The 21,171-nt window shown below is 52.7% G+C and carries 20 protein-coding genes; 7 read left to right on the forward strand and 13 right to left on the reverse strand.

Annotated features, from left to right (window positions below):
• Positions 1 to 7 precede the first annotated feature (7 nt).
• From NHAL_RS14265 to NHAL_RS14275, 3 genes are read right to left on the reverse strand one after another with little or no spacing between them, the layout of a single operon-like run.
• A complete protein-coding gene (locus NHAL_RS14265; RefSeq protein ID WP_049780664.1) occupies positions 8 to 646 on the reverse strand; it encodes an FAD-dependent oxidoreductase in 639 nt (212 codons plus the stop codon).
• Positions 643 to 1,866 carry an IS256 family transposase gene (locus NHAL_RS14270; RefSeq protein ID WP_013031487.1) on the reverse strand — a complete coding sequence of 408 codons (1,224 nt, stop codon included), beginning with the start codon at positions 1,864 to 1,866 and terminating at the stop codon, positions 643 to 645. Before NHAL_RS14270 ends, NHAL_RS14265 begins: the two co-directional genes overlap by 4 nt.
• Positions 1,867 to 1,889: 23 nt before the next feature.
• Entirely contained in the window at positions 1,890 to 2,711 is an 822-nt protein-coding gene (locus NHAL_RS14275; protein WP_049780665.1) for an FAD-dependent oxidoreductase, read from the reverse strand.
• Positions 2,712 to 3,073: 362 nt separating this feature from the next.
• Here NHAL_RS14275 and NHAL_RS14280 point away from each other — a divergent pair, with 362 nt between their 5' ends.
• Both NHAL_RS14280 and NHAL_RS14285 read left to right on the forward strand, forming a co-directional pair.
• A complete protein-coding gene (locus tag NHAL_RS14280; protein ID WP_013033856.1) occupies positions 3,074 to 3,469 on the forward strand; it encodes a hypothetical protein in 396 nt (131 codons plus the stop codon).
• 242 nt (positions 3,470 to 3,711) lie between these two features.
• Positions 3,712 to 3,891 carry a hypothetical protein gene (locus NHAL_RS14285; RefSeq protein ID WP_013033857.1) on the forward strand — a complete coding sequence of 60 codons (180 nt, stop codon included), beginning with the start codon at positions 3,712 to 3,714 and terminating at the stop codon, positions 3,889 to 3,891.
• A 147-nt stretch (positions 3,892 to 4,038) separates the two neighbouring features.
• Here NHAL_RS14285 and NHAL_RS14290 read toward each other — a convergent pair whose 3' ends face one another.
• Positions 4,039 to 5,448, reverse strand: a complete 1,410-nt coding sequence (locus NHAL_RS14290) for a dihydrolipoyl dehydrogenase family protein (RefSeq protein ID WP_013033858.1) — start codon at positions 5,446 to 5,448, stop codon at positions 4,039 to 4,041.
• Positions 5,449 to 5,655: 207 nt separating this feature from the next.
• On the opposite strand from NHAL_RS14290, the gene NHAL_RS14295 reads away from it, so the two are divergent.
• On the forward strand, positions 5,656 to 6,744 hold the full coding sequence (locus NHAL_RS14295; RefSeq protein ID WP_013033859.1) for a DUF3179 domain-containing protein: 1,089 nt from the start codon (positions 5,656 to 5,658) through the stop codon (positions 6,742 to 6,744).
• Between the two features lies 1 nt (position 6,745).
• On the forward strand, positions 6,746 to 7,318 hold the full coding sequence (locus NHAL_RS14300; RefSeq protein WP_013033860.1) for a hypothetical protein: 573 nt from the start codon (positions 6,746 to 6,748) through the stop codon (positions 7,316 to 7,318).
• Positions 7,319 to 7,327: 9 nt separating this feature from the next.
• Here NHAL_RS14300 and NHAL_RS14305 read toward each other — a convergent pair whose 3' ends face one another.
• From NHAL_RS14305 to NHAL_RS14345, 9 genes are all read right to left on the reverse strand, one after another.
• Positions 7,328 to 7,582 carry a zf-HC2 domain-containing protein gene (locus tag NHAL_RS14305; RefSeq protein ID WP_013033861.1) on the reverse strand — a complete coding sequence of 85 codons (255 nt, stop codon included), beginning with the start codon at positions 7,580 to 7,582 and terminating at the stop codon, positions 7,328 to 7,330.
• The gene (locus tag NHAL_RS14310; protein ID WP_041355799.1) at positions 7,576 to 8,202 is read right to left on the reverse strand and encodes an RNA polymerase sigma factor; all 627 of its coding nucleotides are present in this window, start codon (positions 8,200 to 8,202) and stop codon (positions 7,576 to 7,578) included. Before NHAL_RS14310 ends, NHAL_RS14305 begins: the two co-directional genes overlap by 7 nt.
• 233 nt (positions 8,203 to 8,435) lie before the next feature.
• A complete protein-coding gene (locus NHAL_RS14315) occupies positions 8,436 to 8,867 on the reverse strand; it encodes an archease (RefSeq protein WP_013033863.1) in 432 nt (143 codons plus the stop codon).
• A 19-nt stretch (positions 8,868 to 8,886) separates the two neighbouring features.
• On the reverse strand, positions 8,887 to 9,813 hold the full coding sequence (locus NHAL_RS14320; protein ID WP_013033864.1) for a CobW family GTP-binding protein: 927 nt from the start codon (positions 9,811 to 9,813) through the stop codon (positions 8,887 to 8,889).
• A 2-nt stretch (positions 9,814 to 9,815) separates the two neighbouring features.
• Positions 9,816 to 11,276: an RtcB family protein gene (locus NHAL_RS14325; RefSeq protein WP_013033865.1), complete on the reverse strand. Its 1,461-nt coding sequence runs from the start codon at positions 11,274 to 11,276 to the stop codon at positions 9,816 to 9,818.
• A 52-nt stretch (positions 11,277 to 11,328) separates the two neighbouring features.
• Positions 11,329 to 12,057 carry a DUF72 domain-containing protein gene (locus tag NHAL_RS14330; protein ID WP_013033866.1) on the reverse strand — a complete coding sequence of 243 codons (729 nt, stop codon included), beginning with the start codon at positions 12,055 to 12,057 and terminating at the stop codon, positions 11,329 to 11,331.
• A gap of 17 nt (positions 12,058 to 12,074) precedes the next feature.
• Complete coding sequence (locus NHAL_RS14335) at positions 12,075 to 14,864, reverse strand: Hsp70 family protein (RefSeq protein WP_013033867.1); 2,790 nt, start codon at positions 14,862 to 14,864, stop codon at positions 12,075 to 12,077.
• An 11-nt stretch (positions 14,865 to 14,875) separates the two neighbouring features.
• The gene (locus NHAL_RS14340; RefSeq protein ID WP_013033868.1) at positions 14,876 to 16,720 is read right to left on the reverse strand and encodes an Hsp70 family protein; all 1,845 of its coding nucleotides are present in this window, start codon (positions 16,718 to 16,720) and stop codon (positions 14,876 to 14,878) included.
• Entirely contained in the window at positions 16,717 to 17,274 is a 558-nt protein-coding gene (locus NHAL_RS14345) for a DUF2760 domain-containing protein (protein WP_013033869.1), read from the reverse strand. Before NHAL_RS14345 ends, NHAL_RS14340 begins: the two co-directional genes overlap by 4 nt.
• A gap of 116 nt (positions 17,275 to 17,390) precedes the next feature.
• Between NHAL_RS14345 and NHAL_RS14350 the strand changes: the two genes are divergently transcribed.
• From NHAL_RS14350 to NHAL_RS14360, 3 genes are all read left to right on the forward strand, one after another.
• The gene (locus NHAL_RS14350) at positions 17,391 to 18,545 is read left to right on the forward strand and encodes an NAD(P)/FAD-dependent oxidoreductase (RefSeq protein WP_013033870.1); all 1,155 of its coding nucleotides are present in this window, start codon (positions 17,391 to 17,393) and stop codon (positions 18,543 to 18,545) included.
• A gap of 353 nt (positions 18,546 to 18,898) precedes the next feature.
• Positions 18,899 to 20,008 (forward strand): transaldolase family protein, encoded by a 1,110-nt coding sequence (locus NHAL_RS14355; protein WP_013033871.1) that lies wholly within the window; start codon positions 18,899 to 18,901, stop codon positions 20,006 to 20,008.
• A gap of 65 nt (positions 20,009 to 20,073) precedes the next feature.
• Positions 20,074 to 21,069, forward strand: coding sequence for a ribose-phosphate diphosphokinase (locus NHAL_RS14360; protein WP_013033872.1), 996 nt, complete (start codon positions 20,074 to 20,076; stop codon positions 21,067 to 21,069).
• The last annotated feature ends 102 nt before the right edge of the window (positions 21,070 to 21,171 follow it).

Raw genomic sequence — 21,171 nt, forward strand, 5'->3', positions numbered from 1 at the left:
TTCTCCTTTATTGGCCAGCCTCATCGAAAACCTGCCGGATGAGCTCCGGCAAAGTCGGGTGAATGTGGATCGTTCTGCGAATGAGATGGGCGGTGCCCTCTCTAGTGCTCATAGCTACGACTACCTCGTGGACGAGATCGGCCGCTTGGGGGCCGATCATATGAAAGCCAAGGATACGGTCGGTGCCTTCCTCGACCAGGAGTTTGGCAAAACCTGGTGGTGAGCCGATGATTTGCCCCTTGGCGATGCCTGCGTAGTCTTTCTTGATAGCCTTGTAGCGTAAGCCTTTCGCCTTGCAAGCGCGCTCTGTCAAGCCCACCGAGCCGACCTGAGGATCGCTGAAGATCGCATGGGGGTTAGCTCCGTAGGAGATCTCGAGGTTTGCTCCTTGGGAATTCTTGTAGGCGAGTTCGCCCTCATAGCTTGAGGTGTGTTTGAACATGGCCTGCCCCGTCACGTCGCCGTAGGCATAGATGTCAGGGTGGGTGGTTCGCAGGTGCGCGTCGACCTGGACCCATCCTTTTTCATCGGTTTCGACACCGGTCCTGCTGAGTGCGAGGTCCTCGGTGTTGGGGCGGCGTCCGGTCGCCACCAGTAGCGCATCGGCTAGCGAGGGTGTCAAGTTTTTTGTGTAACTAATTTTCACTTGGGCATCCGCTCAGCGAAGAGGATGACGAATTGATTGAGGGCGGCCTTCCAGTCCCGAATGGGTTGAGTCCATTTTTTGGTGATATTGTTCAGGGCCAGATAGAGCACCTTGAAAATGGCTTCATCCGTGGGAAAAGCGCCCCGGTTTTTCAAGACTTTTCGTAGTGAATAGTTCAATGATTCGATGGCGTTGGTGGTATAAATGGCTCGCCGGATCTGGGGTGGGTAATCAAAGAAGACCGTCAGCCGTGACCAATCGGCCCGCCAGCTGGGGCTGATGGCCGGATATGTCTCATCCCAACGCGCTGAGAAGCGCTCTAGGGCCTGTTCGGCCTCGGCCAGGGTCGCGGCGCCATAGATGGCCCGCAGGTCGGCCGCCACGGCCCGGCGCTGTTTCCAGGGGACATACTTCAGCGAGCCGCGCACCTTGTGCACGATGCACAGCTGAACCTGGGCCTGTGGAAACACCGCCTCGATGGCCTCAGGCAGGCCCTTGAGCCCGTCCACGCAGGCAATAAAGCAATCCTCGACCCCCCGGTTTTTCAGCTCATTGAATACCGACAGCCAGAATTTAGCCCCTTCGTTTTCACTCATCCACATCCCTAACAGCTCTTTCTCTCCCTCTAGATTGACCCCCAGGGCTAAGTACACTGCTTTCGTTTTCACCATGCCCTCCTGGCGTGATTTCACAAACAAGGCATCAAAATATAGGATGGGATAGACGGCCGATAGGGGCCGGCTTTGCCAGGCCCGCACCTCCTCCAACACCGCATCGGTCACCTGGGAAATCAGCGCCGGGGAGACCTCCACCCCATAGAGCTCTTCCAGCTGCGCCTCAATCTCTCGGGTCGAGAGCCCCCGGGCATACAGCGCTAGCACCTTCTCATCAAAGCCCTCCAGCCGACGCTGACGTTTCTTGACCAATTGCGGCTCAAAATTCCCATTGCGGTCCCGTGGCACCTCGATTTCCAATTGCCCCGCCTCGCTCTGAACCCGCTTCTTGCTCTTGCCGTTGCGGCTGTTGCCACTGCCCCGACCTTCCTGAGCATGGGGCGCGTACCCTAGGTGCTCAGTCAGCTCAGCCTCCAAAACCCGCTCCACCAAGCGCTTGCTCAGCTGCTTCAATAACCCATGCTCGCCCAGAACCTCTTTCGGGCTATTGCACTCCTTCAGAAGTTCATCCAGCAACTCATCGGTCTTTTTTTCAATACTGGTCATCAGTGCTTTCTCCTTGTTGTTAATTACAGATCACCAGTTACACAGTTATTTGTACACCCCCCGGCTAGCAAGGTCCGCGTAGCGCCGTCCTTTTGTTTAACTATGAATCCGCGTTGGCCCTCCGTTCGTACCGCCTCCGTTGCTTCGGTCTCCAAGAGCAGCTCAACCTTGTTACCGAATTCTTGCGTAAAAAGTGCCCGGACGTCGTCGTCCTCCCGTAGCAAACACTCGGAGTGATCGATCACGGTGACCCGAGTGCCCAGCGTGGCAAAGAAATGTCCGAACTCGCAGCCGATGTAGCCGCCGCCTAGAATAATGAGACTGTCGGGCTGCTCGTCCTGCTCAAGCACCGTTTCGTTGGTCCAATAGCCGCTTTTTTCTAGACCTGGGATCGGAGGAATCGCCGGACGAGCTCCGCTGGCGATAAAAATTTTATCTCCCGTGAGGCGAGTGCCGTCTTCCATCTCAAGGACCTTGTCGGACATGAAGTGTGCCCGCCCGTAGAAGGGTGTGAACGTTCCGTCTACCCAGGACTTGATGCTGTCGGCGCTGTCGGTACGCCGTTTGCGGATCGTGTCCATGATGGCCTTGAAATCTACCTGAACCGACGACTGGTTGAGGTGGATTCCGAACTTTTCCGCTTCGCGGATCGTTTTCATCACTTCCGCCGACTGGATAAGCCCCTTAGTAGGAATGCAGCCGCGATTGACGCAGGTACCTCCTAGGGCGTCCGACCGCTGTTCCACCAATGCCACGGACTTCCCGTCTTTCCCGGCATAGTAAGCTGCGGTCAGGCCCGAGCCTCCTCCGATGATGAGGATGTCAAACTTCTGAATATTAGGCATAGCTATCACCCTTATTGCCTTTTGTCGCCTGGGACAGGGGATTATTACAGAGCGCTTTTCGTTACAAGCGTTTTCTCGGAAAAAAACTTTGCCAATGGCTTCATCTTTGGTCGATGTAGATGACAACGGCTTATCTGAAATAGAAGGAAAAACCGTAACATTCTGGAGATCTCCGCAACTAACCAATAACAATTATAGAGGTTGTTATTTCCCCTGAAAGAGCTTGAATTTGCTAGACCCTGCGAAAATGCCAGCCAGAATCTAGGAGACTTTGCAATAGAACAAAGTGGTTTTATGCTATGAAGGCCTGCCTATTGGCTGCATCGAAAGCGTTTCTCGATACTACGAAGAGGAGAACTGGGATGAACGAAAAAAACCGCATTGAATGGTCGCTGTTTTTACTACGACTGGGGGTTTTCGTGGTGATGGCGATGTGGACAATCGATAAAATTATTTCACCAGATCATGCGGCCAAGGTCTTCGAGAATTTTTATTTTATTAGTGGGCTTAGGTCGGAGATCATGATGGGGGTTGGCCTTGTGGAAATGTTAATCATCCTTGCCTTTCTGGCCGGATTATGGAAGCGGTTTACCTATGGTTTTGTGCTAGTCGTGCATGGTATTTCGACCTTATCATCTTGGAAACAGTATCTGGAGCCGAACCTTTTATTCTTTGCCGCCTGGCCCATGTTAGCGGCCTGCGCTGCGCTTTATCTACTGCGCGATTGGGATAGAAAATTCGCAATTCATAAAAATTAAAAAAGTGATGTTTTATTCCAAGGCTAGCGAGCACCAGAATTAGTTTATTGAACCTCGAGATCCCTTCGGGGTCGGACTTTAATAACTTCTTATATTTAATTTAACTGCTTCAAGATCTTTTCTTGGGCTTGACCCTAAGATGAGGAGATCGGCGGCGATGAATGTTTTAGCAAGACGAGTTATTTTGATTTGTGCACTGATACTAGTTCTAGTGGCTGCAAACCTTTCTGGGTGCGCTTATTATGGAGGTGGTTACTCTCGAGGATACCATCATGGTCATTATTACCGTCCCCATCATGGCCATCACTACCGTCCCCGTCATAGTTATGGTTTCCGTTTTCATCATCGGCACGGGCATCACTTTGGTGGCCATTACCGTTTTAGACACCATTATTAATTTCCCTCATAGGAGGCGGCAATAATCCGAGGGGATTAAAGAGAGAAACGGCGCCAAGCTGCTAGGCCCGGTGTATTGAAAAGGAAGGCATTGAGTACATTTTCGGTATTCCAGGCGAAGAGGATACCTGCATCTACATTATGGAGGCTTTCCTTTAAAAGTTGGATTAGGCCTAGGCACCAGGGCATTCAATCCCGGTTTCCGAGCAGAGCTTACGGGCTAGAGAGCGGAGGAGTTCCGCATAGGTGGGATGATACCAGGTCATGTGCACTATATCTTGCAGGGTCCCTCGGTAATAGAGAATGGGGGCCAGAAGATGGATCAGCTCCGGTGCGGAAGAAGGGCCAAAAATTTGGGATCCCAGGATACGGCCCTCTGCCTGATCAGCCACCAGTTTCCAAAGGCCCCAAGGAAGATCCTCAAGAATACCCACGCCTAGGGAGGATAAATCCTGGGTAGCTGAGATGACATCGTATCCTTGTGCTTTGGCCTCTTTCTCCGTTAAGCCGATCAAGGCCGAAGGGTATTCGTCGAAGGTAACCGCTAGGGCATTTTTCTGATAATCCATGGCCATTGTGGGTTCGCTGCGGGCCGCATTGATACCGGCCACTCGGCCCATTTCCGCCGCATAATGCAGTATCTGGTGATGGTTGACCACATCGCCCGCGACATAGATCTGGGGATTGCTGGTTTGGAGGTGCTCATCATGCCATATAGTGGAGTTTTCTACCCGCACATGGGCGTTTTCCAGGGCCAGGGTCTCAATATTCGGTTTCCGGCCGATAGCAATTAATAGCCTGTCAACGCAGCGCTCGAGTAGGGTGCCTTTATGGGCAATGCGGCATAACACTCCGTTCGCTGTATCGGTCACCGATTGGAGTTCCCCAGGCACCAGGGCGTCCATGTGGGGTGTGGCCCGCAGGGCACGAAGCCGGGCTTGGCCAAACTCTGGATCAAAGGGTTCCAAGAGGCCACTGATATCAACTACAAGCACTTCTGTTTCCACCCGTGCAAAAAAAGTGGCCAGCTCCAAGCCAATGGGTCCGCCGCCAAGCACCAGCAGACGTTTAGGTGCCTCGCCTAGGAGAGTCTCTATGCCCACAATATCGTCGCTGATGAGCACCTGTCCTGAAGGTAAGCGCTCAAGCCCCTCTATGGGCGGAACCCAGGCGTGCGCTCCGGTGGCAATCACATAGTTTCTAGCGCACAGATGCCGCACTTTTCCCTCGTGGGTGACCTCCACTCCTTCAGGACCCGGCAAAAACCGCGCGCTCCCCTCAATGAGGGCATAGGGCGCCCGTTGCATTTTTCCTTTGAGGGCGCGAGCGAGGCGGGTAAGATGGACGTCTTTGCGGTATATTGCTTCTGAAAATGGATGCCCCTGGGTAGATGAAGCCAGCACGCTTTTGGAAGGCATGCAGCCCTCTTGTACACAGGTGTTGAACATCTCGGGGGTATAGATCATCCCCACCCGGGAGGCGCCCGCCTCGCAAGCTGCCTGGGCCGCGTTGCTGCCGGCGGTACCCCCGCCGAGCACGAGCACATCAAAGCGATCTTTGGTTGGGACAGAGGCGGATGTCATGGGTTATTTCCTCTTTTTTTGGCTGCTTGGCCCATGCTAGCAGCCTGTACTGTACTTAATCTATTACGGGATCTGGATAGGGAATTTGTAGTCCATAAAAAATAATTTCTGCTGGGACTCAATTTTCAAATTAAACTGTAACAACCCCTTCCTGATATGAGTCTAGAACAGTAGGCAATGTTTCATATTTTTAACGGTGAGGGGACAATGCAATCGGTTAAATGGCTCCATCCAAGGCAATTGCTGAAAATATTCGCTGCCAGCAGTATCGCATTGTTTCTTCTAGGTTTCTCTAATTCCTTTTCCATAGCGGAGTATCGTGACAGGGAAGTAGAAACCCACCTTCCTGTAACGCCGCAATTTGTTCCGCTTTTTTATTCACTTGAGAAATATGCACAAAATACGGTCTCTGGAGGACCTGGAAAAGATGGTATTCCGGCCATTGATACGCCTCGGTTTGTTTCTGCGGGCAGGGCTGAATCGTTCCTTGGACCAGAAGATATTGTTTTTGGAGTAGTATTGAACGATGAAGTCAAAGCCTATCCCCAGAAAATTTTAGTTTGGCATGAGATTGTCAATGATCGCCTTGGCCATGAAAATGTCAGTGTGACCTATTGCCCTTTGACTGGTACTGCCATTGGCTTTAAGCGGGGAGAGACCACCTTTGGGGTTTCAGGCCGATTGGTAAATAATAACCTCATCATGTATGACCGGGCAACAGATAGTCGCTGGCCTCAGATTTTGGGTACCGCCGTCAGTGGTTCTTTTAAAGGAAAATCCTTAGAAGAATTTAGAGTGATCTGGACCGCCTGGGGGCGCTGGAAGCAAAGATATCCTGAGACGGAGGTGCTTTCGGAAAACACAGGCTATATCAGAAATTATCAGCGCGATCCCTATGGTTCGTACCATCCTCTTGGTGGCTATTATGCCGAGGGTTCGCCACCTCTTTTCCCGGTATTGCATCGAGACCGGCGTTTTGATCCCAAGGCAGTCGTGCTTGGTGCAAGAACGAGGGATGGGGTGGTTGCCTTTAAAAAGAATTCCTTACGGGCAAAAAAAATCATGGAGGGGACATTAAGCGGAAAGCAGTACATTGCCTTTTATGACCCGGTCCTTGATACCGGATATATCTATAAAAACCCGGAGAGGAAGCTGTTTGTTTATGAGAATGGCCAATATACCAACGCCGATGGAAAGTGGGAAGCTGGGGATTTGCCATTAGAGAAGGTGAATGCTTTCGACGCCATGTGGTTTGCCTGGGCCGCGTTCTATCCAGAAACCGATGCCTATGAGTAGCATGTTGGCGAACACTTTAACCGCTACCCGATTAATCATCAAAAAGAGGCGAACAAGGCGGATTTTTTTACTTTCCGGCATACTTTATTTTTTACTTTATCTTTTTGCCATTGGTGATCTCAGTTTTGATACTGCACCTTATAATTTTGCGATTCGCTGGAGTGAACAGCCTTTTTCTTTGATTTTTAAACCTATCTCGCCTTTTTATTTTGAGGCCATTGCCTTGATAAAACTGTTCTTTTTGGTCTATTTATTTTCTCCCATCAATCTTTTCTTGGCATTGGTGCTTTCTTGTTTGGTTGGCTTCAATATTACTCTTAGTTATCTTGCCTTCACCCAGCCTAAAGTCTGTTATGGAAAACCAACGGCAGGAATTTTGGCTTCTCTACCTGCGCTGCTTGTGGGCTCAGCTTGCTGTGGCCCTCTAATATTGATTGTGCTTGGGATTCAGGCCTCTGCGGCCTTAATAGCCTTCTTTGGATGGCTTATTCCCATTGCTATCCTGCTTTTAGTGGGAGCCTTAATCTTTAATGGTCATAGAATGAATATCTCTTATTTGGAAGATATCCAATAAAAATGTGAATTAACAATTATCGCGATCTTCTGGACGTGAAAAATGGGTCTTGAGATTGTCGATCTGCTTATTGATGGCTTCCTCGGAAATTTCAGGCTTGGGCATTTCTCTAAAGGCTATAGTCACTGCACGGAGCTGGCGTAGATAACGGCGGCAATGATGGCAAAGAAAAAGATGCAAGCGTATACCGAGGCGTTGCTGCCAGGGCAGTGTGTTTTCCAAATAATCGCTCGCTTTTTCGGTCACTTCCCGGCAGCTTAGCATCCTTTTCCCTTTTCGTAATTTTCGACGACGGTACGCAGCCGCGCTCGCGCTCGATGAAGCAGTACTCTGCCATTAGTGGCGGAGATTTCAAGAATGTTACAGATCTCTTCCATCTCGAGGCCTTCGCTATCACGCAAAGTGAGCACAGCTCGTTGCGCAGGCGGCAAGGCGGCAACCGCCTTGGTTAAGCAGTGTTGGAGTTCCTCGCTAGTGAGAAGCGCCTCGGGTGTTTCCTCATGCCAAGGCAAAGGAGGGGATGACCAGTGGCCACGGGCACCGAAACGCTCTCTTTCTGGAAAGGGTGGATTTTCTTCCCACGTGATGTGGGCATGTCTATGGCGTATTTCACGCTTTAGGCGTGTTTTTGCAGTATTGCTGAGGATGCGTAGAATCCATGTTTCTAGGCGGGCGCGACCTTCAAAATTGGGTAATCCTCGAATGACCGCTAGCCAAGCGTCTTGGACCACTTCCTCAGCAAAAGGCTCTCCGACTATGGCTCGGGCTAAACTGAGCATTTTGCCTTGATAGGTGCGGACTGCCCATACGAACGCCTCCCCATCGCGGGCGAGTAAGCGCTTTACCAAGTCCTCCTCGTTAGGAGGAGAGGGATCTATTGGCATGCCGCTCTTTGGATTTTGTAACATGGAGTTTCATGGGGCTCTGTTTTGGGTTCCAAGGCGACTGTTAGTCCCCTAGTGAAAAGGTTTTGCCCTCTTTTTGGTGCGTACAGGGTACATTATTTGTCGGTTTGTAGGGAAGGTTGAGCAGCTTCAATAGCCATTCAGTCAATATTGCTAAAGCGCCCCTGGGCGTTGGTTGAGTGGACACAATATCCCTACATGCCAATGCGCCGCTAAATGTCAAGAATTACATTAGCTGTCCAGCCGTTTTCATCTTGCTCCAAGCTAAAGCGGTGCAGGGTGACTGCCTTAACGTCGACTCCTTGTTCATGACGTTGAGGGTTGAGCTTTTCCCCTGCTGCGTCAGCTTGTAAGTAATAGTTCCCCTGTTTTTCTCGAATGGCCACCTTGGGTGCACGTAGCAGTAATTGTTCTGAATCTTTGTAATAAATTAGCTCTTGCAAAAAGTCGAAAAGCAGCATATCAGCAGCCTCGTTCTCTAAAGCAATTGAGCAGTGTTGTTTAGGTTTGATGGAATTTAAGTCCTCGATCATCACGTTCATGGTGGCGTCAGCTGCTGAGCTGAAAACTTCGGCGAGATCTTGACCCCAAGCCCGAAACTCCACATCGGCTACTGCGACTTCATCGAGAAATTGGTAAGGCATGGGATGGGGGACTTCTTCCTTAGCTTGCCGTATGATTGAAAGGTCTCGGCGCCACTTGCGAGATTTCGCAGGCCCGTAGTGACTCCATAATCTGAGCTTCCTTGGATTTGATATCTTGGCCGATAAATACTAGAAGTCCGGCTTCTTCTTCGGGCAAAGATTCCAGTGTCCATCGTCCATTGACATAATTAAAAAGATAGTTTCCGTCTGGAAAAGGCACGAATCCTTTAGCCCGGTAAACTTCAGGCCCAAGTTTCTTGACAAGGCGCTCAAAGCAGCTTCGCTGCAGGGGGGCTATTGGACGATAGCTGAAAGACTGGTATTCAAGCTGGTGGGAATGTTCTTGGGGCTGCACTCTCTGATGATGAACAAGCCCGAATAGCAGCTCAGGATCCACCTGGCAATAAGTGGTGGGAATAATGGGGGCGTTTGAATTGAGGGTGCGTAACTTAGTTTGGAGCGATTGCTGCTGGTTGGGAGATACCAGATCGGACTTGTTCAGCAGCAGCAAATCAGCTTCTTTGACTTGGATTTGGATCGTGTGGCCCAGATCTGGAAATGCCACCATCGCATCGGCATCCATGATAGTAATGACGCCGTCCATCCGGACTTGAGGGATCAGGTCCGAGACATCAAAGACCAGGGCATCCGGTTCAGCGACACCGGTGGCTTCCACCACAATGGCCTCCGGCGCCGCAGTTTCAATAATTTCTTCGAGGGCGGCCTCGAATTCTCCAATCAGCGAACAACATACACAGCCCCCCTCCAGCTCGATAATTTGTAAGTTCTTGCCTTTGACTAGCTTGCCATCGATACCGAATTCTCCAAATTCATTGATGAGGAGGGCAAGGCGTAGGGCAGAAGATTGGACCATGTGTTGCAGCAGTGTGGTTTTGCCGGAACCTAAAGGTCCAGTGAGGAGAATGAGGGGAGTTTGGAATGGCACGATTATCCTTTGATGTTGCCAATAGGGATAAACCGCACTACCGGTTTGCTGAGGCCGGCGAGATCCGTGGCTGTCACCACCTCATCAATATCCTTGTAAGCTCCACCTGCTTCTTCAGCCACCCCTCGTTTGGAGACGCTACGAATATAAATGCCCCGTTCTTCCAGTTGACTGAGCAAGGCCTCGCCCTGCCATTGTTTTCGTGCTTTGCGGCGGCTCATGGTGCGGCCACTGCCGTGGGCGGTACTAAAAAAGGTTTGGGCGCCGTCCGGAGTGCCAATCAGCAAATAAGAGCCGGTTTCCATGCTGCCCCCAATGATGACAGGCTGGCCCACTTGGCGATAGAGCTCCGGAAGTTCGGGTCTGCCAGGGCCAAAGGCCCGGGTGGCTCCTTTGCGATGGACCAGTAAGGTCCGCTGTTTGCCGTTGACTTGATGGGGTTCTAATTTTGCTGTGTTATGGGCGACGTCATAAATCATGTGCATGCCGAGATCTTCTGCCGAGCGTCCCAAAACCTCTGAAAAGACCTCCCGAACTCGATGTAGAATAACTTGTCGATTGGCGAAGGACATATTGAGGGCGCATTTCATCGCTGCAAAATAGTCCTGGCCTTCCGGTGAATGGAAGGGGGCGCAGGCGAGTTCCCGGTCCCGGACTTCTAAGCCGTATTTGCTGGTCATCACTTTGAGGAATCGTTGCAGGTAATCGGTCGCCACCTGATGGCCAAAACCCCGGCTGCCACAATGGAACATGATTACCACTTGTTCTGGCAGATCCAGTCCAAAAAAACGGGCGAGTGCTGGATCATAAATATTTTCTGGATGGATGACCTGGATTTCAAGATAATGATTGCCTGAGCCTAGAGTCCCTAGTTGGTTGAGTCCCCGATCAATGGCCCGTTCGCTGATCTTAGCCGGATCCGCACCGCCAATGAGTCCCCCTTCTTCGGTGCGTTCTAGGTCTTCTTCCCATCCCAGGCCTTGTTGTACGCACCAGCGGGCACCCTGTTGACAGACCTGGCGGAATTCAGACCGGGAGACCTTGAGTAGACCGCTGCTTCCCACTCCCGCCGGTATTTGCTTGAAAAGCCGGTCTACCAGGGTTTTCAAGTGGGGTTTAACTTCTTTATAGCTGAGATGGGTTTTAATGAGGCGCATGCCACAGTTAATGTCGAAGCCAATCCCTCCGGGTGAGATGACACCGCCGTTATCCACATCCATGGCAGCCACCCCGCCAATGGGGAACCCATAGCCGAAATGCCCATCAGGCATACAGAAGGCGTATTGGGTGATGCCCGGAAGACAGGCCACATTGCTGATCTGGTCATACACGGTCTCATCCATGGCGCGGATAATCTTTTCCGTGCCATAGATTCGGGCCGGGACCCGCATTCCCGCTTTAAAGGAAAGAGGAAGTTCCCAAATGGTCTCCGTGACCCGCTCTAGCTGATTGAGAGTTGCCATAGGCTCAAATCACCAAATTTATTTCTCATAGTCATAGATGAATCTATATAGATTAATTTTGTAGATAACGCTTGAGATCAACAGCATTCTGGACGGCATAGCCTTGTTGGTCGTTATTGAAATAGGCGTAGACATCAAAGCCTTTTTGAAGATAACTTTCAAAGCGGCGGGCTTCTGCGGTGAGAAACTGGGGAGAGTAGCTGCCCTGGTAATGATCGCCGTGAAAGCGGAGGTAGACCCAGTGGCTAGTGATGCGACGCGGGTGTTCCGGGAGCATGTCGTGAATGCAAAGGGCTACCCCGTGCTTCTCCAGTAGCTGAAAAACTTCCTCGCATAACCAACTCGGATCCCGAAACTCCATGGCCCAGCGGTAAGGGCTTGGCAGGGCTTTTAAAAAGGCGGTCAAGCGGGGGAGGTTCCGATTCCAGTGGGGGGGGAGTTGAACTAAGATGGGGCCGAGAAAGGAGTGGAGATGATCGGCCCGCTCTAGGAAGTGGTGAACGGTGTTTTGAGGATCTTTAAGCCGCTTGAGATGGCTGCCATAACGGCTAAATTTTAAAGCATAGCAGAAATTGGGGAGAGCTTGTTCCCGCCAGGAATCAAAAACTTCCGCTTCGGGGAGGCGATAAAAAGTATTATTGATTTCGACCGTATCGAAATGTTTGGCGTATTCTTCAAACCAACGTCGTTTGGGCAACGCTTCAGGATAAAAGATTCCTTGCCAATGATCGTACTGATACCCTGAAGTGCCAATGTAGGGTTTTCCCCGATCTTTGCCCATGGAGGTGACCTCCTTCATTAGTCGATGAGTTTCAGCGCTGGCGGCAGGGAATCTCCAAAAACTCGGCGTTCGTCGGCCTCATCCAATTCTACCACTTCTCGAACCATTCCTGCCCAAGCGGGGGGAGCCTTTACCCCTATGAGCCGCTCGATGATCCGGGTCCGAAGTTCTGGCTCCAGGTCTCTTTCCCGGTCCCCGCTTCTGCGAGCCATTAAGGCTGCGGCAAAAGGTGCCGGGGTGACCGTTTTCCAATCGACCTCTAAGAGCTGCTCCACCCATTGTGCAACCACTTCCTTGGGAACCACGTTATGGGCACTGCCATAAAAGGGCACCCGTGCCCCAATACGGCCCACGGCCCACCAGGAGTGGGGATTTTCGCTAGGCTTGCGTAACCGTTCTAGCAGCCATTCACCTACTTCTATCTTGTGGGACACGGAAAGGCGTTCTAAAGAACCAGCGAGGCGAACCATGTCGTCATAGCCCTGCTTCTTAGGCCCGGCAGGTCGCTTCCCTTGCTGCTTGCCGGGTGGCTGCAGATAGAAAGCGATATCCTCGAAAATATGGATTTGAGCGGCTTCCTCTAAACCGCCGGCAATGCGCCGCCAGAGAGTCCACCATTCGGCCCAGACTTGAGTGACGGGCACAAATTGAATGCCTTGCTCAAAGAGAGTCCATACTTGTTGGACTCGCCAATCATCAAGAGGATAGCCGAAACCCGGCCGCAAACAATAGCCGGTGAGGTTGAACCATACCCGTTCATGATCTGCTGAGCGCCGTCGCCGCCGCGCCCGCTCCCAAAGGAGACCGAATAATTCCCGTAATAAGGCGGTATCCCAGTGGTCACGAGGTCCTAGGCGCTTCTCCAAGTCGCTGCGCAGCCGTTTGGTTTCCTTGGGGGACACGGCTTGGGAGCGGCTTCCGTAAATGCGGTCAAGCTGTTGGGCGGCCTCGCCAAATCGAGGATGGAGTGAGGTGAGAGGCTCAGGGGTGGGTTGGGGTTCCGCCGCCTCGGCGCGCAGTTGGAACTCTAATTTCCAGCGGGCTCCCTCTTTCTCAACGCTGACACAGTGCATTTCCAAAGTTCCCACCTCGGTGAGAGTGGTGGCCAGTTGTACCGGAATTTCCGGTACTGAGGTTTGGGAGGTGGGCTTGATCACCGTGGCGATAGGGGGAAGGGAGGTAAAGGGGGGAATTTGGACCGTGGTTAGCTCCCCCGGTTGGTAAGCCGTATCGGCAGTAGAGGAAACCAGATGAAAGCGGACCGGTTGGCCGAGGCGCAGAGAGAAGGTGCGTTCTTTGAGTTGGATTTCCCGCCCTTCTTCAGTCCCTCGGGGGAGCACGCAAACGCCGCGGTGGGTCTCTTTTTCCTCTTCTAGCATCAAAAAATAGCTCCGTGCCGAGCCGCCGCCAATCCGGGGCGCAGTCCCTGCACGGGCTAAGCCATAGGCGACGGCACCTCGGGCTACCGCTACCTCAGGATTTTCGTTGTGGAGCACTTTCAGGGGCGTCTGGCGCCATTGAGCTAACACCTCAAGCAGCCGCTCGGCCAGGAGTTGGCTACGGAATACTCCGCCATTAAGCAGCACGGCGTCGGGGATGGGCAGGGCCTCACCGGAAGGGGCTCGGTCCCCCAGGGCTTCCCGGGAGACTTGGGCATGTTGGGCTAGAAATGCCGCCACATGGCGAGTAATGGCCGGATCGGCCACATAAGGTAACCCAAATTCGACAATACCGCCGCGCACCCGCTGGGGCCGTTCCTCGGGTCCCACCCGGGGAAAAAAGCCGTCGAGGACCATGCGGTTGACTTCATTTTGAGTAAGCTCGGTGGAGCGGGCACCACCAATCAATTGGGTGCCTGCCCCGAGGAGGGTCACGGTCGCCGCCTCGGGGGCCTGGGGGGTTAGCAAGCGTTCCTTGGCGACGCGGCATTGCTGAGTCAGTTGGGACAGGCGGGCAGTCCCGAGCGAAGCCCCGGAGGCCGCGAGGCGTCCTTCCGCCACGTGGGCTAACCCCAGATCCATATTATCTCCCCCCAGCATGAGATGGTCGCCGACGCCTACCCGGGTCAGTTCCGGTTCTGCCTGGCCCGGCGCTACCCGGATCAAGGTCAGATCCGTGGTCCCCCCACCCACGTCGCAGACTAGCGCTAAACGGGTATCCTGGAGTGCGGGGTCAAGCTCATCTTGGTGTCGAAAAAGCCAGTCATAGAAAGCGGCTTGGGGTTCTTCCAGCAAGCGGATGTGGTTGAGGCCGGCGACGTTAGCTGCCTGGACGGTGAGGGTTCGGGCTGCTTCATCAAAGGAAGCCGGCACGGTGAGCACCACTTCCTGCTGTTCCAGGGGGGCTTTGGGAAAACGCCAATTCCAAGCCGCTCGTATATGCGCCAGGTAGCTGGCGCTGGCATTGAGGGGGGAGATCTTGGGCACCTCGGGCGCCGCTCCCCAAGGCAGGATGGGCGCGGTGCGGTCCACGCCATGATGGGAGAGCCAGCTTTTGGCGCTGGCCACGAGCCGGCCTGGGACTTGAGCGCCAAGGTCCTGGGCCAAACTTCCCACTACTGCTTGAGGGATGTCGACCACATCAGCCCGAGGCCAGGGAAGCTGAATATCGGCCTCATTCAGTTCTCCTGGGGCCGGGTGATAACGTACCGACGGCAGCGCCGGCCGGGCGGCGACCTCCCCCAAAGCCACCAATTGCTCGATTTCAAACAGCTGAATGAGAGGCACCTGCCCCTGGTCGTTCTTTTCCCCGTAGGCGACGACGGTATGGGTAGTGCCTAGGTCAATACCAACCAGATAATGGGACACCTTAAGCCTTCCTAGTCCTTTTCACCACGGGCATCAAATTCTACTTTCCAACGTTCGTCACCTTCGCGAGTCAACGCTTCCAATCTTAAAATGCCGGTCTCTGTATAGGCAGAGCGGAGGCGGACGGGCACAATTTCACCCGCTGGGCGTCCGTCTGCCGGCAGCGTCGCTTCGATATCCCCCAGTTCTTGAAGTTCCTCCGGTGACCACTGTTCAAGCACCATTCCCACCGTGTCATGGCGTCGTACTGAAGAGCTGAAGAAGCGAAACCGAACCGGTTCACCAACCACTAAACCAAATTCATGGGGCGGCAAGTCCCCTTCCGTGCCCTCTTCCATGCCAAAGGGAGCCACGCACAAGGCCTGGATGGGGGGCTCCAAACCGGGCACCGCGGGCATGGCGGATTCCACCCCCACATAGTAGGCGCAAGCGGTTCCTCCCCGGATACGGACGCCACCGCCATGACGGACATAACCGTAATAAGCAGCCCCACGAGCCACGGCGAGATCCAGATCGGAGCCTTCTAGCAGGCGGACCGGAGGGGCGCCTTCGGCGGCAAGCCAGGCGTTGAGGGTTTCCATGGTGCGCTCCACCAACAAGGAAGACTTGAAGACGCCGCCATTGAACAGTACGGCGGTGGGATGAAGAAAGGTGGCGTCTTCCGGAAGGGCTTTGGCGAAACCCTCCAGGTCACTGATGGCTTGGGTCTGGCGGCCGAGAAAGGCGGCCAAATGACGGGTAATGGCCGCATCTTGGGCATAGGGTAACCCCAATTGAGTTAGAGCGGCGCGTGCTCGGCTGGCGGGGCGGTGGGAGGCTTCCACTTGGGGGAAAAAGCCTTCTAAGAGGGTTTCTGTCACCTCGGAGCGGGTCAATTCCGTGCGGATCGAGCCCCCGATCAGATTGGAACCCCGGCTTGGGACCACGATGGGAACGGCCTCTTGATCCGCCTGGTGGAGGAGAGTTTCTTTGCCAATCCGGCAGCCATGGGTGAGTGCCCGTAATTGCCAGGGATCCAGCTGAGTGTCCTGAGCAGCGAGTTTTCTGGCGATGAGATGGGCCAGGGCCAAATCCATGTTGTCTCCCCCCAGCAGAATGTGATCACCCACGGCGATGCGGTGGGGCTCCAGCCATCCTTCCCGCTCGATGACGGCCACTAGGGAGAGGTCGGCGGTGCCTCCCCCCACATCCACCACTAAGATGATGTCTCCCACCTGGACTTGATTGCGCCAGCCGCCGGCACTGTTTTGAATCCAGCTATAGAGGGCGGCTTGGGGTTCTTCAAGTAAGGTGGGTTGCTGGTAACCGGCTGCTTCCGCCGCCTCTAAGGTGAGTTCCCGGGCTGCCGGGTCGAAGGAAGCAGGAATAGTCACAGTGACCTCCTGCTGCTGGAGAGGGAATTCCGGATAAGCAAAATTCCAGGCATCCCGGACATGTTCCAGATAACGGGTTGAGGCCTCAAGGGGAGAGACCCGGGGGACTTCAGCCGGGGCATCCAGTGGCAAAAGAGGGGCACGGCGATCGACCCCTGGATGGCAGAGCCAACTTTTGGCGCTGGAAACCAAGCGAATTGGGGTTTGTGCCCCTCGTTCTCGAGCCAGTTCTCCCACCACAAAGTGCCGTTGATCGGTCCAGGGCAAGGTCAAATCCCCAGGTGCCATTTCATCGGGATGGGGTAAATAAAGAAAAGAGGGGAGTAGCGTGCGCTCCTCGATTTCTCCCGGTCCCCTGATTTGTGGCAATAACATCACTTGTTGGTTGATCTGTTCTCCCTCACTGGCGTGGAGATCCACATAGGATAAGGCGCAATGGGTGGTTCCCAGGTCAATACCAATGGCGTAGCGGGGCATGGTCATAGTTCTACCTCTGCGGGTGCCAACACTTCAACCTTATGGTCAGCAGCGATCTTGGGGAGTTTGATATCCTGGGCTTGCCACCCGGGATGAGTCAATCGCCCATTGAAGGGAGGTTCTCCCACTACATTGCCCGTGAGCCGGATGGTGGAGGCATCAAATCCTCGATTTAGGGTAATCCGCGTTCCCTCAGTTTCAGTGCGCACTGGAGCAATGCTAAAGTGTTCATGGAGTACTTTGCGGCAGCCTCTATGCACGATACGTGCAGCCGCACCGATTTCGGCATCGGAATAGTGGTCCATCTCTTCTTCAAGAAAATCGATAAGTCGTCCTTCCCTTTGCAGCAATCCTAGGAGTTGGAGGGCGGCATCTGGGCTGGCCTCTTTCAACGCCGGCGGCTCAGGGGGAAGCTCGACGGGCTCGGCCGAGGGGGAAATTTCGCCATGGCGAAAGCGGAGCATGGCGGCGGCGAATTCCTTGTTTAGGAGGATGCTCCAGAAAGTACTAAAGGCAAGGAATAGCCGGCTAATAAAAAATGAGGGCTTTGATTCTGTCATTGGATGTTACTCCTTTCGTCCCGTTGACTGACCAGGCAATATTCTAACCTGAGGGTTGTGCTGACAACTGCTGGCTAGAATAGATAACGTATATTGTTCTCATAGGTATCCTGACTGTGAAGACATTTGATGTCATCGTCGTAGGTGCTGGGCCTGGAGGCTCTGCCGCCGCCCATGCGCTTACCGCCTTGGGTCTCAAAGTGGCTTTAGTCGAAAAAAAGACTTTTCCCCGTGAAAAGCTCTGTGGCGGCCTGTTAAGCGCCCGCGCTCGAAGGGAGTTTGCTCAGATATTCGCAGAGGACAAATGGCAGGCCATTGTGGAAAGGACCGCGCGGGGGGCCAGTTTTTATTACCAGGACCATTACCTCAATGGGGTCCATGACCATCAGCCTTTTTTTTTCACTTCCCGCACTCACTTTGATGCCCATCTGGCGACATTAGCTAAGGAGGCAGGGGCTCATCTTATGGAAGGAACTTCCATGATCTCGTTGGCAGACGATGGCAAGACGGTTCGTCTTCACAATGGAAAGCTGCTTAAGGCGGATTTTATCGTGGGTGCGGATGGGGTCCGCAGCCGTGTCGCTGAAGCTATCTTACTGCACACCGCTTCTAAAAAGAACCTTGCCTTAGGGTTAGAAATTGAAGTCCCCCTTGAGCAAGCCACCAGGGTGGTTGCGGATCCCGAAATTTACCTAGGCGTAGTGAAGTGGGGTTATGGTTGGATCTTTCCCAAAAAAGAAACCCAAACGGTGGGTGTGGGGGGATTGTTGAGTAAGAATCCCAATCTAAAAAGCGCCTTCGGTGCGTTTCTTCGCCAACATTATGATCCGCTCCCCGATATTCGCTGCAAGGGATATCATCTTCCCTTTGGGAGCTATAAACGAAAGCCAGGACGGGCCAATATCCTTTTAGTGGGGGATGCCGCCGGCCTGGTCGAGCCGGTGACGGGGGAAGGAATTGCTTTTGCCATGCAAAGTGGTCGATTAGCGGCCAAGGCCATTGCCGCAGCGGCTAATGCCGGTCAGCCTGAAACCGCCTTGCAGCACTATCTTTTAGAGTATCAGCAAATAGTTAGTTTGTTTTTCCAAGCGAGAATGATGCGGTACTTAGTTTTTCCCCAGCCGATGCAGCGGTTATTTGTGAGCTTGATTCCCCATAGCAAGAGTATGGTGAGAAAATATCTCGATCTCTTAGCAGGTGAAATCGACTATAAGGATTATATGCGGCTGATGATAAAAAAACTTGGAAACCGGGTAATTTCCTCTCGTTAATCCGGTAATACCGGCTTTATTGGAATATTGAATGACCATGAACTATGGTTGGCTAAAATAGGTTTTCTTTTTTTGAATTAACTCTCTTTGGAGTGGAAGCCTTATTGACTGTCACCCATTAGGAATTAAAGTTTCGTGTGATACGCTTCGCTTGCGATCAAAAAAAATACCGGGATGAACAGATTGTCCTCTTATTTGCAAATGCGCTGTAGAACTGCCAGTTATCAAAAGGGTGGCACCGTTACTTAGAGGGGAGAGCAAATTCTGGGAAGTGATTAAGCAAGCGGGTTGACGGGATGGGATATTGGCAGTGCTTACCTTGTTGAACGATCAATGAAGAGGAAGCGAGAGAGATGTCTAATATCTTAGTACTTTTTGAGCATGGCCAGTCGCTGTGGTTAGCCTATGCAGGCCGGGATTTGCTAGTCAATGATAGCTTAAAGCAACTCGTTACCGGAGGGTTAAGGGGAGCTACCCACAATTCGACCCGGTGGGGTGACACTATCAACAATACCCATCATTACGATGACACCCTTCGTGATTTAGTGCAAGCAGACCATGGGATTGAGGAAGCCAAGCTCTACCAGTGGCTGCTCATTCAGGATACCCAAATAGCGGCAGATATTCTGCATCCTGTTTATGAGAGCAGCCAGGGGGAAGACGGCTATGTGAGTATCGACGTTTCCCCCCAGTTTGCTTACGATACTCAAGGAACCCTTGAAGCCGCTCGCCATCTGTGGAAAGAGATCAATCGTCCTAACCTTATGATTGGGGTGCCGGGTACCCAGGAAGGGTTTCCCGCCATCGAGCGTCTACTTGCAGAAGGCATTAACGTCAATGTGACCTTGCTGTGTTCAGTGTCTGGTTATGAGGCAGCGGCGGCAGCATATGCCCGTGGCGTTGCCATGAACCCAAACCCTGAAAAAGTGGCTTCCGTGGCCTCTTTCCTGATCAGTGCAGTGGATAGCAAGATAGGGGCGCAATTGGAAAGAAGGGGGACTCCTGAAGCTCTTAGTCTTAAGGGTAAAATAGCCCTTGCCAATGCCCGGTTGTCCTACCAGGGTTTTCGGAAATTCATTAAATCCGACTTTTTTCTTGAGCAACAACAACGCGGCGCCCGGGTGCAGCGATTGCTTTGGCCGAATCCCCGCATGGAGCTGCCTGGCTATTCCGATCTGGGCTATGTAGAGGGATTAATTGGGCAAGATACCGTAGTGAGCATGAGTCCGGAAATGTTGGATGCCTTTGAGCACCAGGGTGAGATCCGAACGACCTTGGAGGACCCTCTTGGCGAGGCTGAGCGAGATTTTAAAGATTTGGAAGCGATAGGGGTGGGATTTGAGAGGTTGATGGAGGAATTACAAAAAGAAAGGATAGAAGCCCATCTTCGCGCTTATGAGCAGTTGCTGTCGGCCCTGAAGGAAAAGTGCCAGGCCGTCATGAAAGGGTATGCGACCCCTTAAGTTTTGCCTGTTGAAGCAATATTAATGGATCGTCTGGCCTGATAAAAAGGATGAAATTATTTTAAATGAGCCATAATGATTTATGTCTATTCGCCCTCAGTACGAGTCATGCCTTTGGCCAAAAAGTGAGTGAAAGGCTGGACGTGCCCTTGTCCAAGCATGAAGAAAGGGATTTTGAGGACGGCGAGCATAAGACCCGCCCTTTGGTCAGTGTGAGGGAAAAAGATGTCTTTGTCATTCAGTCCCTTTATAGTGATCCCCGGCAGAGTGTTAATGATAAACTATGCCGTTTGCTGTTTTTCATTGGTGCCTTGAAAGATGCTTCGGCCAAGCGGGTGACGGTGGTGATTCCTTACCTATGTTATGCCCGCAAGGATCGAAAAACCAAATCCCGCGATCCGGTGACGACCCGTTATGTGGCCAATTTACTAGAAGCGGTCCAGGCGGACCGGGTAGTGACCATAGATGTCCATAATCTAGCTGCTTTCCAGAATGCCTTTAATTGTCGGACTGACCATTTGGAAGCAAAAAAACTGTTCATCAACTATTTTTCGTCGTTATCGGCCCTATCAGAAGAGGGTAAAGTGGTCGTGGTGTCACCGGATGTGGGTGGAATGAAGCGGGCAGAGCAGTTTCGAGAGGCCTTGAGTGAGGCGCTGGGAAAAGAAGTCACCACGGCTTTTATGGAGAAGCAACGTAGCGGTGGTGTGGTCAGTGGCGAAGCTATGGTTGGTGAGGTTAAAGATCGGGTTGCTATCATTATCGATGATTTGGTGAGTACCGGTACCACCTTGGCTCGAGCGGCCAAGGCTTGCCAGGAGCGGGGAGCCAACAAGATCTACGCTGCAGCCACTCACGGTCTGTTCGTGGGGCAGGCTAATCAAATTCTTGCAGAGCCTGCTTTGGAAAAGATGATCATTACGGATACCATTCCTCCTTTTCGATTGAATGAAGAGATCATTGGGGAGAAACTGCAGGTTGTCGATTCGGCAGGGCTATTCGCGGATGCCATTCAATGCATTCACTCAGGGGAATCAATTGTTGAGCTGTTAGATGCCTAGAAACTGTTGGAAGCCCCCTTTTTGAGTAGGGTGGATTAAGGCGTGCTGGCGCCGTATCCACAAAAATCTGAACGCTTAATGGGGAGACCATCTTTCGGCTTT

Source organism: Nitrosococcus halophilus Nc 4 (assembly GCF_000024725.1).
Classification (GTDB): domain Bacteria; phylum Pseudomonadota; class Gammaproteobacteria; order Nitrosococcales; family Nitrosococcaceae; genus Nitrosococcus; species Nitrosococcus halophilus.

Coding starts and splice junctions, on each gene's coding strand:
- NHAL_RS14285 (WP_013033857.1), top strand. CDS start 3,712: ATGGAGGTGGTTACTCTCGAGGATACCATCATGGTCATTATTACCGTC.
- NHAL_RS14340 (WP_013033868.1), bottom strand. CDS start 16,720: ATGACCATGCCCCGCTACGCCATTGGTATTGACCTGGGAACCACCCAT.
- NHAL_RS14300 (WP_013033860.1), top strand. CDS start 6,746: ATGTTGGCGAACACTTTAACCGCTACCCGATTAATCATCAAAAAGAGG.
- NHAL_RS14315 (WP_013033863.1), bottom strand. CDS start 8,867: ATGCCTTACCAATTTCTCGATGAAGTCGCAGTAGCCGATGTGGAGTTT.
- NHAL_RS14330 (WP_013033866.1), bottom strand. CDS start 12,057: ATGGGCAAAGATCGGGGAAAACCCTACATTGGCACTTCAGGGTATCAG.
- NHAL_RS14325 (WP_013033865.1), bottom strand. CDS start 11,276: ATGGCAACTCTCAATCAGCTAGAGCGGGTCACGGAGACCATTTGGGAA.
- NHAL_RS14310 (WP_041355799.1), bottom strand. CDS start 8,202: ATGCCAATAGATCCCTCTCCTCCTAACGAGGAGGACTTGGTAAAGCGC.
- NHAL_RS14345 (WP_013033869.1), bottom strand. CDS start 17,274: ATGACAGAATCAAAGCCCTCATTTTTTATTAGCCGGCTATTCCTTGCC.
- NHAL_RS14360 (WP_013033872.1), top strand. CDS start 20,074: ATGAGCCATAATGATTTATGTCTATTCGCCCTCAGTACGAGTCATGCC.
- NHAL_RS14270 (WP_013031487.1), bottom strand. CDS start 1,866: ATGACCAGTATTGAAAAAAAGACCGATGAGTTGCTGGATGAACTTCTG.
- NHAL_RS14280 (WP_013033856.1), top strand. CDS start 3,074: ATGAACGAAAAAAACCGCATTGAATGGTCGCTGTTTTTACTACGACTG.
- NHAL_RS14295 (WP_013033859.1), top strand. CDS start 5,656: ATGCAATCGGTTAAATGGCTCCATCCAAGGCAATTGCTGAAAATATTC.
- NHAL_RS14355 (WP_013033871.1), top strand. CDS start 18,899: ATGTCTAATATCTTAGTACTTTTTGAGCATGGCCAGTCGCTGTGGTTA.
- NHAL_RS14275 (WP_049780665.1), bottom strand. CDS start 2,711: ATGCCTAATATTCAGAAGTTTGACATCCTCATCATCGGAGGAGGCTCG.
- NHAL_RS14290 (WP_013033858.1), bottom strand. CDS start 5,448: ATGACATCCGCCTCTGTCCCAACCAAAGATCGCTTTGATGTGCTCGTG.
- NHAL_RS14305 (WP_013033861.1), bottom strand. CDS start 7,582: ATGCTAAGCTGCCGGGAAGTGACCGAAAAAGCGAGCGATTATTTGGAA.